At 52.9% G+C, this 14679-nt stretch carries 13 protein-coding genes; 5 read left to right on the top strand and 8 right to left on the bottom strand.

All coding sequences use genetic code 11. The annotated features are described in order from the left end of the window. Window positions 1-10 precede the first annotated feature (10 nt). The 5 genes from Q0721_RS01165 to Q0721_RS01145 are packed head-to-tail and all read left to right on the top strand — an operon-like array spanning window position 11 to window position 6434. Window positions 11-1333, top strand: a complete 1323-nt coding sequence (locus Q0721_RS01165; protein ID WP_299024457.1) for a nucleotide sugar dehydrogenase — start codon at window positions 11-13, stop codon at window positions 1331-1333. Next, complete coding sequence (locus Q0721_RS01160) at window positions 1330-2307, top strand: GDP-mannose 4,6-dehydratase (protein ID WP_299024455.1); 978 nt, start codon at window positions 1330-1332, stop codon at window positions 2305-2307. The genes Q0721_RS01165 and Q0721_RS01160 overlap by 4 nt, the downstream gene beginning before the upstream one ends. Beyond that, window positions 2304-3671, top strand: coding sequence for an oligosaccharide flippase family protein (locus Q0721_RS01155; protein ID WP_299024451.1), 1368 nt, complete (start codon window positions 2304-2306; stop codon window positions 3669-3671). Before Q0721_RS01160 ends, Q0721_RS01155 begins: the two co-directional genes overlap by 4 nt. After that, window positions 3652-4812: a glycosyltransferase family 4 protein gene (locus Q0721_RS01150; protein ID WP_299024449.1), complete on the top strand. Its 1161-nt coding sequence runs from the start codon at window positions 3652-3654 to the stop codon at window positions 4810-4812. Before Q0721_RS01155 ends, Q0721_RS01150 begins: the two co-directional genes overlap by 20 nt. Continuing rightward, window positions 4809-6434, top strand: coding sequence for a hypothetical protein (locus Q0721_RS01145; protein WP_299024447.1), 1626 nt, complete (start codon window positions 4809-4811; stop codon window positions 6432-6434). Before Q0721_RS01150 ends, Q0721_RS01145 begins: the two co-directional genes overlap by 4 nt. On the opposite strand, the gene Q0721_RS01140 is transcribed toward Q0721_RS01145, so the two are convergent. The 8 genes from Q0721_RS01140 to Q0721_RS01105 all read right to left on the bottom strand — a co-directional run bounded on the left by Q0721_RS01140 (window position 6329) and on the right by Q0721_RS01105 (window position 14651). Further along, a complete protein-coding gene (locus Q0721_RS01140; protein WP_299024445.1) occupies window positions 6329-7789 on the bottom strand; it encodes an O-antigen ligase family protein in 1461 nt (486 codons plus the stop codon). The two genes, Q0721_RS01145 and Q0721_RS01140, sit on opposite strands and share 106 nt — an antisense overlap. A 40-nt stretch (window positions 7790-7829) precedes the next feature. Then, complete coding sequence (locus Q0721_RS01135) at window positions 7830-8645, bottom strand: hypothetical protein (protein ID WP_299024443.1); 816 nt, start codon at window positions 8643-8645, stop codon at window positions 7830-7832. 10 nt (window positions 8646-8655) lie between these two features. After that, window positions 8656-9534: a dTDP-4-dehydrorhamnose reductase gene (gene rfbD, locus Q0721_RS01130; RefSeq protein WP_299024441.1), complete on the bottom strand. Its 879-nt coding sequence runs from the start codon at window positions 9532-9534 to the stop codon at window positions 8656-8658. 2 nt (window positions 9535-9536) lie between these two features. After that, the gene (gene rfbA, locus Q0721_RS01125; protein WP_299024439.1) at window positions 9537-10412 is read right to left on the bottom strand and encodes a glucose-1-phosphate thymidylyltransferase RfbA; all 876 of its coding nucleotides are present in this window, start codon (window positions 10410-10412) and stop codon (window positions 9537-9539) included. Beyond that, on the bottom strand, window positions 10409-11494 hold the full coding sequence (rfbB, locus tag Q0721_RS01120; protein WP_299024438.1) for a dTDP-glucose 4,6-dehydratase: 1086 nt from the start codon (window positions 11492-11494) through the stop codon (window positions 10409-10411). The genes rfbA and rfbB overlap by 4 nt, the downstream gene beginning before the upstream one ends. Before the next feature lie 15 nt (window positions 11495-11509). Further along, on the bottom strand, window positions 11510-12058 hold the full coding sequence (gene rfbC, locus Q0721_RS01115) for a dTDP-4-dehydrorhamnose 3,5-epimerase (RefSeq protein ID WP_299024436.1): 549 nt from the start codon (window positions 12056-12058) through the stop codon (window positions 11510-11512). Window positions 12059-12190: 132 nt separating this feature from the next. Further along, window positions 12191-12724, bottom strand: coding sequence for a peptidylprolyl isomerase (locus tag Q0721_RS01110; protein WP_299024434.1), 534 nt, complete (start codon window positions 12722-12724; stop codon window positions 12191-12193). A 64-nt stretch (window positions 12725-12788) separates the two neighbouring features. Continuing rightward, a complete protein-coding gene (locus tag Q0721_RS01105; protein WP_299024432.1) occupies window positions 12789-14651 on the bottom strand; it encodes an HD domain-containing protein in 1863 nt (620 codons plus the stop codon). Between the last annotated feature and the right edge of the window lie 28 nt (window positions 14652-14679).

The following is a 14679-nucleotide window of genomic DNA, read 5'->3' as shown; positions in this document are numbered from 1 at the left end:
GGGAAAGTGCATGGAACGAGATTATCGTGGTGAATTATTGGAAAAACTGACCACCCGCAAAGCGCGAGTGGCTGTGGTGGGCATGGGGTATGTGGGTCTGCCGCTGGCAGTTGTCTTTGCGGAAGCCGGCTTTGATGTGACCGGCATTGACCCAATTGCTTCAAAGATGGAGGCCTTGAATCGGGGCGAGAGTTATATCTTGGATGTTTCGTCCGAGCAAGTGCGCAAATTGGTTAGTCAGGGACAATTGCGAGGCACAACGGATTACGCCGTTCTTAAAGACATTGATGCCGTTTCGATTTGTGTGCCAACCCCTTTGCGTAAAACGGGTGACCCTGATCTCTCGTATATTGTCAGCGCTGCGGAGAGCCTGGCGCCGCATCTTCATCCCGGCATGGTGGTAGTGTTGGAGTCCAGCACTTATCCGGGGACAACCCGTGAATTGGTCTTGCCTATCTTGACGGAGCGGAGCGGCTTGCAGGTGGGGAAGGAGTTCTTTTTGGCATTTTCGCCTGAGCGCGTTGACCCAGGACGGAAGGATTGGACCACCTATAATACCCCCAAGGTTATCGGTGGCATCACCCCTGCCTGTTGTGAGGTCTCTACAGCCTGGTATCAACAGGCCATTCAAACAGTGGTGCCGGTTTCTTCGACTGAAGTGGCCGAGATGACCAAACTGCTGGAGAACACTTTTCGTATGATTAACATTGGGCTGGTCAATGAACTAGCGATCATGTGCGATCGCCTCAAAATTGATGTTTGGGAAGTGATCGAAGCAGCCGCAACCAAGCCCTTTGGCTTTATGAAGTTCACCCCTGGGCCTGGATTGGGTGGCCATTGTATCCCCATTGATCCATTATATCTTTCATGGAAGTTGCGCTCGGTGAAATACACGGCGCGGTTTATTGACCTTGCCTCAGAAATTAACACAAATATGCCTCGCTTTGTAGTGGGCAAGGTTCAGGATGCTCTCAATCAACAGGGTAAACCAGTTAATGGAAGCCAAATCCTGATCCTGGGGGTGGCTTATAAGGCGGATATTGACGACCTACGTGAATCACCTGCTCTGGATGTGATTCACCTCCTACGTGAGAAGGGGGCCATTGTGTCTTATCACGACCCTTACATTCCGGTCATCCATCAGGACGAACTCAGCATGCAGTCGGTACCCGACGTTATGGAGGCTGTACAAGCGGCGGATTGTGTGGTGATCATTACCAATCACAGCCGTTATGACTACCCCGCCATCCTTGAGGCTGCCCGGTTGATTGTGGACACACGCAATGCTTTGGGCAAACTTGGACGCAACAACCCTAAGGTGGTTCGCTTATGAAGCGCTATTTGCTGACTGGGGCGGCCGGTTTCATAGGTGCCAGGGTGGGGCATTTCTTGCTTGAAGACGGGGCGGAGGTGGTTGGGGTAGATAACCTCAACGATGCCTACGATGTTCGCTTAAAGCATTGGCGGCTCGAGCATCTGAAAAGTCGGCCTAATTTTCACTTTGTCTATCTGGACATCCGGGATCGGGAAGCCGTTGGCCAGCTGTTTGCCCGTTTTGCTCCATTTGAAGCTGTGATTAATCTGGCCGCGCGTGCCGGTGTACCTTATAGTGTTCTCAACCCGTGGGTTTACTTTGAGACTAACGTTACTGGGACGTTAAACTTGCTCGAAGCTAGTCGTCAGTTCGGGGTGACGAAATTTGTCCTGGCCTCGACCTCGAGCCTGTACGGGACTCTAAATCCGATGCCTTTCCGTGAGGATGCTGATACCAGCCATCCCTTATCGCCGTATGCAGCGAGCAAGAAGGCTGCTGAAACGCTTTGCTACACCTATCATCACTTATATGGCCTGGATGTGACTGTCTTCCGTTATTTTACGGTTTATGGTCCGGCGGGGCGCCCGGATATGAGCCTATTTCGCTTCTGCCAGTGGATTGCTGAGGGGCATCCCTTGCACCTGTATGGGGATGGTAGTTTCTCGCGCGACTTTACCTATGTGGATGATATTGCTCGCGGCACCCTTTTGGGGTTGAAACCGATGGGGTTTGAAGTGATCAATCTAGGGAGCGATCATCCCCATACTATGATGGAAGCGATTCGCATTTTGGAGAGGGCGTTAGGGCGCTCGGCGCAGATTGAGTATCACCCTCCCCAGGTAGTAGATATGCCTGCGACGTGGGCTGATATTACTAAAGCGCGCACGCTTTTGGGGTGGGCCCCCCAAACCACTTTGGAGGAAGGTCTTCAGCACCTGGTTCAATGGTACCTAGCGGAACGGGCCTGGGCCAGCCAGATTCAAACGGTATGAAGCGAGTTGCCTACCTGTGGGCTAACTGGAGGGAAGACCGGCTGTTGCGCCAAGTTGTGCGTAACACGGCGTATCTTTTCAGCGGTAATACACTTAGCCTAGGTCTGAGCCTTTATCAAGGCCTGTTGGCAGCCTACTTATTAGGCCCAACCCAATATGGCGTTTTGGGGTTGGTTATTGCCTTTGCCTCTAACGTTAATCGCCTGCTCTCGTTTCGGATGGGGGAACCGGTTATTAAGTATGTGAATCAGTATCTCAGCCAGGAGCGGAAAGACTTGGCTGCGGGAGTGGTAAAACTAGCGGCTTTCACCGAAGGAATTACTTCCATCAGTGCTTTTTTATTGCTTGTCTATCTCTCTCCTTTGGCCATCCAATGGATTATTAAAGATCCGGGAGCGTTGCCCTGGATTCCCCTTTATGGCCTGGCACTGCTAGGCAACCTTTTCACCGAGACCTCCACGGCCATGCTTCAAATTGCAGGACGCTTTCGTGAGCAGGCCACAATTACGCTGGCACAGAATGTAGTCACCGCGGCTGGGATCACTCTTGCCTATTTTATGCATTGGGGTGTGTTTGAGGTAATGCTGGCCTACTTAATGGGCAAGTTAGTGTTTGGATTGTCCATAATGGGGTTGGGATGGCAGTCGGCGAAGCGTGTACTTGGATCTGATTGGTGGCAGGCTCCCTTACGCCGCGTGCCGGAAAAGGCTGCATTAGGACGATTTGCCATTAGCACGAATCTGAGCGGCACTGTCAACATGTTGATCCGTGACAGCGAGGTACTGTGGGCGGGGTTCTTTCTGAGTAGTTTGGAGGCGGGTTATTATAAATTTGCTCTGGCTCTCATGAATGTATTGATGTTGCCCATTCTCCCTTTTATCCAGACGACTTATCCGGAAATCACACGGTCAGTGGCCCAACGCTCATGGAAAACCTTGCGTTTATTGTTGCGGCGCACCAGCCTGATGGCCTTGGCTTGGACAGTGGTCATGGGGGCCGGATTGATCCTATTGGGACCGTGGTTCTTGGCCTGGTTCAAAGGGGGGGCTTATTTGCCAGCCTTTCCTCTCATCCTGGTGCTTTTGGTTGGGTATGGCTTTGCGAACATACTCTATTGGAATCGTCCACTATTGCTGGCATTGGGAAAACCCAATGATCCCTTGATTATCACGCTGCTTGTTGGGGGCCTAAAGACGGCATTAATGTTTGTCCTTGTTAGATCGTTAGGGGTTTTTGGACTGGCGCTACTGCTGAGCAGTTATTTCATTCTCTCGGTCGCCATAATCATCTGGCGAGGTCATCAAGAACTCTTGCACGCGGAGCAAGTTAGTTGTGGAGCCACGGATGCGGATCGCGTGTCTTAGCACCTCTCAAATCCCTTCCAGCACGGCTAATAGCATCCAGGTTATGAAAATGTGCCAAGCATTGGTACAGCTAGGGCATACGGTCAGGCTGTGGGTACCGGGAAAAACACAAGTTGCTTGGTCCCAGTTGGCGGCTCATTATGGTCTGCGCGATAGGTTTGAAATCAACTGGGTGGCATCTTTTCCGGTGCTTAGACGTTATGACTTTGTGGCGAAAGCCTGGCTACAGGTGATGGCTTGGTCGCCTGACCTAGTTTACACCTGGATGCCTCAAGTGGGCCTCCTGGCATTACAAGCCAGGCTTCCTTTGGTGCTGGAGATTCATGATCGTCCGAGTGGAAAGATCGGCCCACGCTTGCTCCGCTGGATTGTTCGAGTAAAGGGCGAAAAGCGGTTTGCGGTAATTACACAGGCCCTTTATCGGGTCTTGCGTGAGGAATGGGGGATGGTTATCCCAGAAACACAAGTGGTCATTGCGCCTAATGGGGTGGATTTGGAGCGTTATCGGGATCTACCCACCCCATCTGAGGCGCGCCGTTTGTTGGGTTTGGCGGAACGCTTTACCGCCGTGTACAGCGGACACTTTTACCCTGGAAGAGGCATGGGCTTGCTTCTTGAGATGGCTTGCCGTCTGCCTCATATTCAGTTTCTCTGGGTGGGCGGACGAGAGGAGGCTGTGACTTACTGGCGAAATACCGTGGCTGAGCATAGACTCCAAAATGTGATCCTGACCGGTTTTGTGGAAAACCGCCTTCTGCCTCTTTATCAAGCTGCTGGCGAAGTGTTGTTAATGCCTTATGAGCGCGCGGTGGCTGGGAGCAGTGGGGGAAATTCTGCCGACATCTGTAGCCCGATGAAGATGTTTGAATATTTGGCGTGTGGGAGGGCGATCCTAAGCAGTGATCTGCCTGTGTTGCACGAGGTGTTGAACGAGAAGAATGCCCGTTTTTGTCCCCCCGAGGAGATAAATGCCTGGGAGCAGGCCTTGGATGAACTAGCTGCCCACCCGGAGGTATGCCGAGAACTTGGGGAGCAGGCGCGTGCGGATGCGGCTCACTATACCTGGGTAGCTCGGGCGCAACGCATTCTTGCTGGATGGAATTCAGATCGAGCCAATCCCTTGGAGGTAGGTGAGCGGTGAAAACCCTAAAGACATCCCTATCCCTCTACGTGCTGTTGGCTGCGGTCGGCTTGGTGTTAGGATTGGCGGTCGCGATTACGCACTTGATGGAAGGGGGAGCAACCTCTCAAGGTGTGATTGCTGTGGGGGTGTTGTTGGCTTTAGCGTTTGGGGGGTTGTTTGGCTTATGGTGGTGGGGTGGACACGAGCGATGGTTGGGTTGGATGATGGGTGGGGCGTTCCTGTTGCGCCTAGTTTTGGGATTGGGCCTATCCCTAGCGTTGCCAGAATGGGGTTATGACACTCCCCAGCAAAACCGAGGTTATCTTTATTACGATGCATTCAAGCGTGACCAGCAGGCTTGGGAGGTGGCGATTTCATCTGCACCGGTTATCTCGGCTTTAGGGGGGCGCTATGTCTCAGACCAGTATGGGGGAATGTTAGCGCTCAGCGCATTAGTTTATCGCTACTTGAGTCCTGATCAACATCGTCCCTGGCTCATTCTGATCCTAACCGCTTGGGCGGGTGCGGCTGGGATGCCTTTCCTGGCGCATGTACTAAATCGCGCTCCCTTCAAAGGGGCCCGCTGTGTGGCAATTGCGATATTGGCCTTTTATCCGGAGGCAGTTTTTTTAGGCGCCTCTCAAATGCGTGATCCCTTTTTGATTGCCCTAGGGGCGGTCATCCTGTGGGCGCTTTGGGAGCGCGAGCCTGCAACTCTGAAAGCACGACTGAGATGGGGGGGAATAGCATTTGCTCTGATGTTGCTCTTTTCCTGGCTGGCAGCAAGCGTTTGGCTGTTTGTGGTTCTTAGCGGTGGCTTATTCTATTACCTGAGCCAAATCAAAATTGAGCGGCGCTGGCAATGGGTGGGTATAAGTATTGCCGTTTTGGGATTGCTGGGGCTGGTGGCCTTTGGAGGGTGGTTGCAACGTGTGGCCGCATGGGATGCTTATCTCACCCAACGAGGTTCTGGTTGGGTTCAGAAACTGCTTGGAGAACTGCCTTCCTCGCTTGAATTGCCCTTCATTGTCACCTATGGCTTGTTTCAACCAGTTTTGCCCGCTGCCGTCTTTGATCCTTCATTACCAATTTGGAACGCCATTAGCACTTTGAGGGCTTTGGGTTGGTATGCAATTTTACCTGTGCTTTTTTATGCACCCTGGGCATTACGGCATCCGCGAGAACGCTCCTGGCGGTTGATGCTGCTCTGGTTGATCGGGGTGGCTTGGGGGTGGATGATCCTGGCCTCCCTCCGGGCAGGAGGGGATTTATGGGACAATCCGCGCTACCGCACAATGTTGCTCCCTGTGCTGGCTCTATTGGTTGCCTGGGCTTACCACCTGGCCCGTGAGGCACGTGATCCTTGGTTATGGCGCTGGTTCGCTGTGGAGGGAGTGGGATTGGCTTTCTTTACAGAGTGGTACGTTAGCCGCACTTATCGCATCCTTCCCCGCTTGCCCTTCTGGATTATGATTGGAGGGATCGTAGTAGGAGCAGGGCTGATTCTGATGGGCGGATGGCTGTGGGATCGGCATCAAGCTTCCCGCGGCGTCTTTCGTTCCAACGGGGCGGGCGCATGTATGGGTGAAAGTGGCAAGGACGTGGAAGCGGTAGCCAGCCCGAAGAGAGTCCAGAAATAAGGCAATGCGAAAGTATCTACACTGAATCCCTCAACCAGCAATGCAATCAACCCCAATGAGGTAGCCCAACCGATGGTTCGCTGGTGGGGGTCAGGGGCGTGTTCTAGTGAGCGTGCTGTTGCCCAAAGCACGTAGAGCCAAGTTAGGAAGGTAACAAAACCGAGGATTCCAGTCTCGGTCAGCAGGCGTACCCACAAGCTTTTGGTATTGGGAATAAAAGAATTGCGGAACATCAAGTCCTGAACTTCAGTGAGTGCCCAGCCGAAGGCCACCATCTTTTGGGGGAAGAAGTAACCCGCATTACCTAGTCCAACGCCCAGCCATGGGTAATCCGCAAAGATGCGGTAGCCGGTTTGCCAGTAAACCAATCGTTCGGCAAAGACCAGACGGTTGGCGTATCCGACCCACCCTTCTGTACGTACAAATTCGAAGCGGAAGAGATCGCGCATACGCGGATCCAGGCGACTGAGGACAAAGCCGGCGCCCAAGAAAAGGCTTGCATAAGCCGTGACCAAGGCCAAAGCCAATCCTGATGGAACGGCAAGCTTTATCATCCAACGGGCCAAACTCAACCGCAAGCGCTTCTGAATCTGAGCTTGCAACCAGCGGATTAGGGCCAGGTTGGCCCGCAAAATCAGGTAAGCCAGTGTGCACAGAAAGGCCAGCCATCCCACCCGAGAAAAGGAGAGGAACAACACGGCTCCGCCCCCCAGAAGGCAGAGATTTTCTAGGCTGAGACCAAGGACGCGAAAGCGAAAAACTGAAGCGCGTTGGAGGGTTGCGGCTAGCCAGAGGGGTAGGTAAAGCAAATTTAATTGATGGGCCAGCCATGAGGGTTCAAAAGCCAATCCAGTGACACGTTGATCAAAGAGACGTCCATTAGAAGTGAGATGGGATTGAAGGACGAACATCCAGGTCGGATACCCCTGGCGAGTGTACCAGACAAAGGCTTGCCAGAATGACCAGAAGATGACAATAATCCCGCCGAGGTGTAGGAGGCGTAGAACAAACTCAAGGCGCTTGGATGACTGGATCCAGGTGGCAGTCAACATATAGAAGGCTCCCCCTATTCCCAGGGTCAGCAGACCTTCACGGATGTTGCTCCATATGTCGGGCGAGCGGAAAGGCGGGAAGGGGATAAAGAAAGATAGTAGTGAAGACAGTACGGCGATTGTGGCAAAGACAAATAATGGAATTGCCTGATGTGGCAAGTATCCTACTGACGAGATGAGATAAGGCAGATACCACAGTAAGAGCAAACCAACCAGTGGGAGAGCAGCGGCTGGGGCAACTGAGTGGATGTTGAAGCGCTGAGCAATCAGGGGAAAACTGGTGAGGGGTAGCAGAAGTCCCACGCCTCCCCAGAGTATATATTGGAGATCTCGATACCAGCGCTTAATTTGCATCTTTATAATTGAAACGACGGAAAAAAGGCAGGGTCTCCACCAATACCAGACCGAGTACCCAGCCAATCAATGCACCAACCAGCATCAGATCATTGCGCCCGTACTGAACGGGTTGGGTCGGGGGAGAAGCCGACTCAACCCATTGAATGGACAACCCCGGGAAAAGATTACGGCTGGCCTGGCGCTCAGTTTGGAATTGCTGGCCAACGGTGGCCAGAAGAGCCTGCAGGTCCTCGAGAGATTGTTGGGGGCAAAGTGCCGTGGCAGGTGCCACCATCACAGCGCGTTGGAGGCACGTTTCAATCGACCGCATATATTGGGCAAGACTGGCAGCCTTCAATGCGTGGGTTTGAGCATCGGCAAGAACTGCATCTGCTTCACCCGCCCATAGATTGGCCAGGCGGGCTGCTTCCTGTGGGTCTGAGGTGCGCAACCGAAGAACAAAGGCATCTACCTGGCGCTCTACAGTGCCCATGCGCCGGAGGTCCGCTATGGTTAGTGTGGATCCTTCCCCTTGTAATTGGTTAATGACTCGTTCAATCACTTCATTGGAGGCAATAAGATGGCCTACGGCGTTGAGGGCTTGATCCTGCTCAAATTGGGTCATCAGTCCGGTGCGTGTGTAATCAATGGTGGCACTGAAAACGGCTTGGGCTTCGTAGATGGGAGGCTTAATAGCGTGGGCCAACCAGCCGCCAAAGGCTCCCAGAAGGGCAGCCAGCACAATCACCCACCACCAGCGAAGTACGCGCTGGAGTTCAGCCTGAGTGGAAAGAACAGGGGTGGGGTCGGGGGTTACATGCATTCCCAATACCTCAACGTTGCATGGCCAGAGCAAGCGCCTCGCGCCAAGGTGGCAGGCTTAGGTTGAAGGTCTGTTCAAAGCGGGTACAATCTAGGGCAGAAAAGAGAGGCCGTCGGGCAGGGGTCGGGAACTCCTTCGTGCGAGCGGGCAAAAGTTGCCGGGTGGCTTGTTGTTCGTGTTCTGAATCCAAAGCCAGGATTGCCTGCGCCCACTCGAACCGGCTGGCCCAGCCCTTGCCGGCCAGATGATAAAGCCCGCGTTTTTCGTGCAATTGGGTATAAGGGTCATCACGATGGCAAGATAAGAGGTTGGCTGTCACCTCGGCTAACATCCGCGCCCAGGTGGGGTTTCCAATCTGATCATCCACCACGCGCAGCACTTCTTGTTTGCGACTCCATTCCAGCACCTTTGTGACAAAACTATCCCGGCGTAGGCTGTAAACCCAGCTCGTTCGGAAGATTAGATAAACGTCATCTACTGCCTGAACGGCTTGCTCACCCTGCCATTTTGTTTTTCCATAAACGTTGAGGGGATTGGGTGGGTCAGTTTCGGTGTAGGGAGTGCCTTTGTTACCGTCGAAGACGTAATCTGTAGAAAAATGAATCAGGACGGCGCGGATCTCGCGAGCGCACTCGGCAAGCACGCCAGGTGCCACAGCATTGATTTGCTCAGCCAAGTGACGCTCCTGTTCGGCTTTATCAACCGCGGTGTAAGCCGTAGCGTTATAAATGATATGAGGTCTTATCTCGCGGATGAGCGGTGGCAGGGTTTGAGGCTGACTCAAATCAATCTGAGGGTAATCCAAAGCAATAATCTCACCCAGGCAAGCCAGGGAACGCCGGGCTTCCCAACCCAATTGCCCGAGGTGACCAAGGAGTAAGATACGCATGTTTACCAGGGGGTTTCCTCAAGCAGTCGAAGCAGATAGGCCCCGTACCCGTTGTTTGCCATGCTGAGGGCCTGCTCACGGAGTTGTTCAGCAGTAATATATCCCATCCGATAGGCGATCTCTTCGGGGCAAGAGATCATCAAGCCTTGTCGCTCTTCAACGGTCTGAACGAAGTTGCTGGCCTGGAGGAGGGCTTCATGGGTGCCTGCATCCAGCCAGGCGATCCCGCGCCCCAGGATCTCAACCTTAAGTTGGCCTTTCTCAAGGTAAATCCGGTTCAAATCCGTGATTTCCAGTTCCCCCCGTTGAGAGGGGCTTAACGTCTCCGCGTAATCAACCACATGATGATCGTAGAAGTAAATGCCTGGAACGGCGAGGTTTGAACGGGGTTTCTTGGGCTTTTCTTCAATGCTTAGAGCACGTCCATCGGGGCCAATTTCAACGACCCCATAACGGGTAGGATCGTTGACCGGGTAAGCAAAGATGACAGCCCCCTCTTGCACCTGGGCCGCGTTCTGAAGCAGGCGCGCCAACCCGCGCCCGTAGAAGATGTTATCGCCAAGGATGAGCGCGCAAGGTTCCCCCGCAATAAACTGGCGCCCGATAAGAAACGCCTCGGCCAGACCGCGGGGCTCAGGTTGCTCTGCGTATTGAAAGTGCAGCCCCCATTGATGGCCTTTACCAAGCAACCGCTCGAAGAGGGGAAGGTCCTGAGGGGTGCTGATGATGAGAATATCACGAATCCCGGCTAGCATCAGCATGGAGAGAGGATAGTAAATCATTGGCTTGTTGTAAACAGGCAGAATTTGTTTGCTGATCGCCCGAGTGATTGGGTAGAGGCGGGTGCCCTTGCCGCCTGCCAGGATAATTCCTTTCATGATTGAACTCCTCTTGAGGCGTAGTTATTTTCCAGCCAGGCTTGGAAGTCAGGGCGTTTTAGGATAGACGACACCCACTCCAAATTATTCAGGTACCATAGAACAGTCTTGCGCAGGCCGCTTTCCAGGGTCTCACGTGGTTGCCATCCGAGTTCCTCTCGAATCTTGCTGATATCCATCGCGTAGCGCCGGTCATGTCCAGGCCGATCGGCGACAAAGCGAATCAGGTTGCGATGCGGGCGGTGAGGTGATTCGGAGCGGAACTCATCAAGTAGATCGCAGAGGGTATGTACGATGTAGAGGTTGGTGGGTTGGTTGTTACCGCCTATATTATAGGTTTCACCCAAGCGGCCCTGCTTTAAAACCCGCAGGATCGCCTCACAGTGATCTTCCACATACAACCAATCCCGAATCTGCTGTCCATCTCCGTAGATGGGCAGGGGTTTCCCTTGTAGCGCGTTTAAAATCACTAGAGGGATAAGTTTTTCAGGAAATTGGTAAGGCCCGTAATTGTTGGAGCAGTTGGTGATAGTTATTGGTAATCCGTAGGTATGGGCATAGGCGCGTACCAAGTGATCGCTAGCTGCTTTGGAGGCCGCATATGGGGAGTTTGGCGCGTAGGGATTGGTTTCGCGAAAGGGCGGTTCATGAGGTTTAAGTGAGCCAAACACTTCATCCGTGGAGACATGATGAAAATGGCATTGCTCAAGGGGCACCATCTTATCCTCTATCCAGGCCTTTCGTGCCGCTTCAAGCAGAGTGAACGTGCCCACAATATTGGTCTGGATAAATTGGGCAGGGCCAATGATGGAACGATCTACATGGGACTCGGCTGCAAAATGCACCACTGTGTCAATTTCATACTGAACAAACAGACGATAGACCAAATCGCCATCACAGATATCGCCACGGATGAAGATGTGTCTGTGTTCATCAGGTAAATGACGTAGATTTTCTAAGCTACCCGCGTAAGTAAGGAGGTCGAGGTTAATGACCAGTACTTCAGGCTCACGCTGGAGGAGATAGCGCACAAAATTGGACCCGATGAACCCTGCACCACCTGTGATCAATACGCGTTGCATAGGCGCTCCACAGATTTAATCAAATAAATCGGCTTCAAAAAGGCACTTGCCCTGGGCGTCTTTCTCGGAAAGCAGAGGAGGCTGGTGGTTAACCAGAGGCCACTCAATCCCGATTTGAGGATCATCCCAGCGGAGAGTACGTTCTCCACGGGGATTATAAAAGTCAGTTGTCTTGTAGTGAACCTCAGCCCACTCACTCAGCACATAAAACCCATGTGCAAAACCTGGGGGGATCCAGAGTTGAAGGTGGTTTTCTGCTGAAAGGATCACGCCTACCCACCTTCCAAAAGTGGGAGAACTTCTTCGCAAGTCCACTGCTACATCAAAAATGGCCCCAAAAATGGCTCTCACCAGTTTGCCTTGTGGGTTCTGAATCTGATAATGCAGGCCGCGCAGAATACCACGGTGAGAACCAGAGTGATTATCCTGGACAAAATGGACGGGCAAGCCTGCCTCGGCAAACTTGCGGGCCTGGAAGACCTCCATAAAGAAACCACGCGAGTCACTGAACACCTGGGGTTCGATTAGAATGACATCGGGGATTGAAGTGGGCAAGAAGCGCATATGATGGGATTCGTGAGACTGAGATTCTCTGCGATTGGATTATACCAGAACCCCCCATAGGGACTCGGGGTAACAAAATTAAAAACTGCTGCGGGTATGCCGCAGCAGCCTGGGTTGGCAAGCAGGTGGGGATTATTCCTCCTCGTCGCCGGGGAGGAACTCTTCCTCTTCTTCCATGCCCTCTTCGTGAACGTGTCCATGGCGCAGCTCGTCTTCGGTGGCTTGACGCAGATCAACAACCTTGACATCAAAGACCAGTTCCTGACCAGCCAGGGGATGGTTGAAGTCAAGAGTGACGGCCTCTTCATCAACTCCTACGATGGTAGCATGCAGGATGTTCCCTTCCATATCGCGCACTTCTAGTTCCACGCCTGTGACCAATGGGATCTGGGGAGGAAATTCCTCTTTGGGGATGCGCATGACGGCGTCGGGATCAATTTCACCATACCCATCGCGGGGTTGGATAACAATGTGTTTCTCATCGCCGATGTGCAAACCGTAAAGTTCGCGTTCAAGGCCGGGGATGATATTGCCGTAACCCTGTAGGAAGACAACCGGGTTTGACTCGTCGGAAGAGTCTACAACAGTACCGTTGACGCTGAGCGTATACGCCAGTGATACCACAACGTCGTCGGCAATTTGGGTGGGTTTTGCTAAAGGATTCAACTTTTTACTCCGTTCTAGATTTCATGCATTTATGGGGCACGAATTTTACAAATTATACCATAACCTAGGTAATCTCAATGAATTCTAATTCAACCCCGCAGTGGATATATGCCTGATAGAGAGATTCGCGTTGCTCAGGCGATAGGTTGCTTACTACCAACCGTAGCGAAAAGCGACCGTCTGACAAAGTGTTGTTGACCGAACGCAGGATATTCCCGCCGGCTTGTGAAACCAGACTTGCCAGGCGGGCCAGCGTCCCAGGACGGTTGGCGCGGGCACTGCCTAGCATCTGAATGGTTGTCCAGCGGAGGGTTTCATTGGTAATACCGACCCTATCCAGGGTTTGAGAAACTTCCTGCTGGCGGATGGCACCACTGCCTAAAGCCGCATAAAAATCTTCCAGGCTTGCGCAGGCTAGTTGCTCTAGAAGGTTATCTACTCGCGTGGGTTCTAGGGCCTGAACGTCTTCAAGTGCCAGCAACCCCCGCTCTTTGAGCAATTGCTTGGCAATCTGACGCCCTTTCTCGGCGCTACGCTTGAGCGCTTCTGTGACTAAGACCCCTCGTAGCAAGCGCGCTGTTGATGGGTTGCTGAATGCCAACCATTCCTCTGAGGGCGCCAGGCGGTTATTTCCCGTAATCACCTCCACGATATCACCGGGTTGAATATGGTCGGATAGCCGTGCTAGGTTGCCGTTTACCCTCACGGCACTAATTTTATCTAGAAGGAACTCTTGCTGAATGGAGGCAATGGCGTCCAAGACGGTAGAACCCTCAGGCAGGAAGCGAGCACTCCCGCTAGGGGTAAAGATTTCGATTGGGCGGTAGTGACTGATATCCTTCCCTTGCTTTAGCGCGTAAACGACTCCCCAGTGATTTTCGCCTTCCATTTCACGCGTGGCGATCGCAACCTCAATAGCCCCTAAATCTGGCAGCCAGGCGGTAACCTGTAGGGCACGATAGCCGTTCTGAGGGCAGGCGATGTAGTCATCGAAACGATTCTGGTCTAAGTAAGGGCCAAGGAACCGATTGACCTTAGGGAGCAGGGCGTAGCACTGGGTTTCGTCCTCGCTGTCCACTACCATCCGAAAAGAAACCAAGTCATTGACTGCCGCAAAAGAATCCATCGAGGCGCGGCGCGCACGTGCCAGACGGCGCAATTTCTGCCAGGTTTGCCAATAGCCATTGACGGTAAGCTCCACGCTGCCACTGATCCCACTCTCTTCCATCAGATTACCTAATTGCTCCATCATGGGATGGATGAAAGAAAGATCAAGGCGGGGGTCAGCGTCTATTTTTTCTTTGACGAAGGCGTAAGTTTCCGGATCCGCGTAGGGAAAAGCCAGATCTTCAAGCCAGCGTCGCCAACGGTAGCAGTTCAATATGCCTGCTAGTTTGCCGTAAGCACGGATGACTTCCAGGGCCTTTTGCTGGCGCTTGTGCTCCGGCATATACTGGAGGGTTAGCAAATTATGGCTTTTGTCCGCCAGTTTGACCAGATAGACGCCGGGATCACGAAATTGAGCCAATTTGCGCAACGTTTCAATTTCGCGAGTTCGTCCATCGCGCGGAGAACTGATCTTCGTGACCCCGTCAACAATGTAAGCGACTTCCTCGCCAAGTGGGCCGGGGAAGCGAGCTCGAATGGCTTCTAGGGTTTCGCCTTGGTCTTCAACCGCATCATGAAGCAAGCCGGCGATGGTCCAGGCTTCGCGGCCAATGAGTTTATCCAGAAATGCCCCGACCCACACGCAGTGGGTTTCAAAGTAGGGTTCCCCATTTAGGCGATATTGCCCCTTATGTAATTCACGTCCCCATTCGTAGGCCTCAGTAATTGCCGGGGTACGGGGGATGAATTCGCCCGGATTGAACTCATCTTCCAGGCGAGGACGCACTTCTCTAACCAGTGTTACAGTTACTTTTGCCATTCTTTACTTTGCACGCTTTCTTAACAAA

This window comes from uncultured Thermanaerothrix sp., from assembly GCF_938028735.1.
Lineage (GTDB): Bacteria > Chloroflexota > Anaerolineae > Anaerolineales > Anaerolineaceae > Thermanaerothrix.
The sequence above is the reverse complement of the archived record's forward strand: the minus strand, read 5'-3'. Positions and strand labels throughout refer to the sequence as shown.

What these genes read in the sequence shown, in the direction of transcription:
- Q0721_RS01165 (WP_299024457.1), top strand. Translation starts at nt 11, where the DNA reads ATGGAACGAGATTATCGTGGTGAATTATTGGAAAAACTGACCACCCGC.
- Q0721_RS01160 (WP_299024455.1), top strand. Translation starts at nt 1,330, where the DNA reads ATGAAGCGCTATTTGCTGACTGGGGCGGCCGGTTTCATAGGTGCCAGG.
- Q0721_RS01155 (WP_299024451.1), top strand. Translation starts at nt 2,304, where the DNA reads ATGAAGCGAGTTGCCTACCTGTGGGCTAACTGGAGGGAAGACCGGCTG.
- Q0721_RS01150 (WP_299024449.1), top strand. Translation starts at nt 3,652, where the DNA reads ATGCGGATCGCGTGTCTTAGCACCTCTCAAATCCCTTCCAGCACGGCT.
- Q0721_RS01135 (WP_299024443.1), bottom strand. Translation starts at nt 8,645, where the DNA reads ATGCATGTAACCCCCGACCCCACCCCTGTTCTTTCCACTCAGGCTGAA.
- rfbD (WP_299024441.1), bottom strand. Translation starts at nt 9,534, where the DNA reads ATGCGTATCTTACTCCTTGGTCACCTCGGGCAATTGGGTTGGGAAGCC.
- rfbA (WP_299024439.1), bottom strand. Translation starts at nt 10,412, where the DNA reads ATGAAAGGAATTATCCTGGCAGGCGGCAAGGGCACCCGCCTCTACCCA.
- rfbB (WP_299024438.1), bottom strand. Translation starts at nt 11,494, where the DNA reads ATGCAACGCGTATTGATCACAGGTGGTGCAGGGTTCATCGGGTCCAAT.
- rfbC (WP_299024436.1), bottom strand. Translation starts at nt 12,058, where the DNA reads ATGCGCTTCTTGCCCACTTCAATCCCCGATGTCATTCTAATCGAACCC.
- Q0721_RS01105 (WP_299024432.1), bottom strand. Translation starts at nt 14,651, where the DNA reads ATGGCAAAAGTAACTGTAACACTGGTTAGAGAAGTGCGTCCTCGCCTG.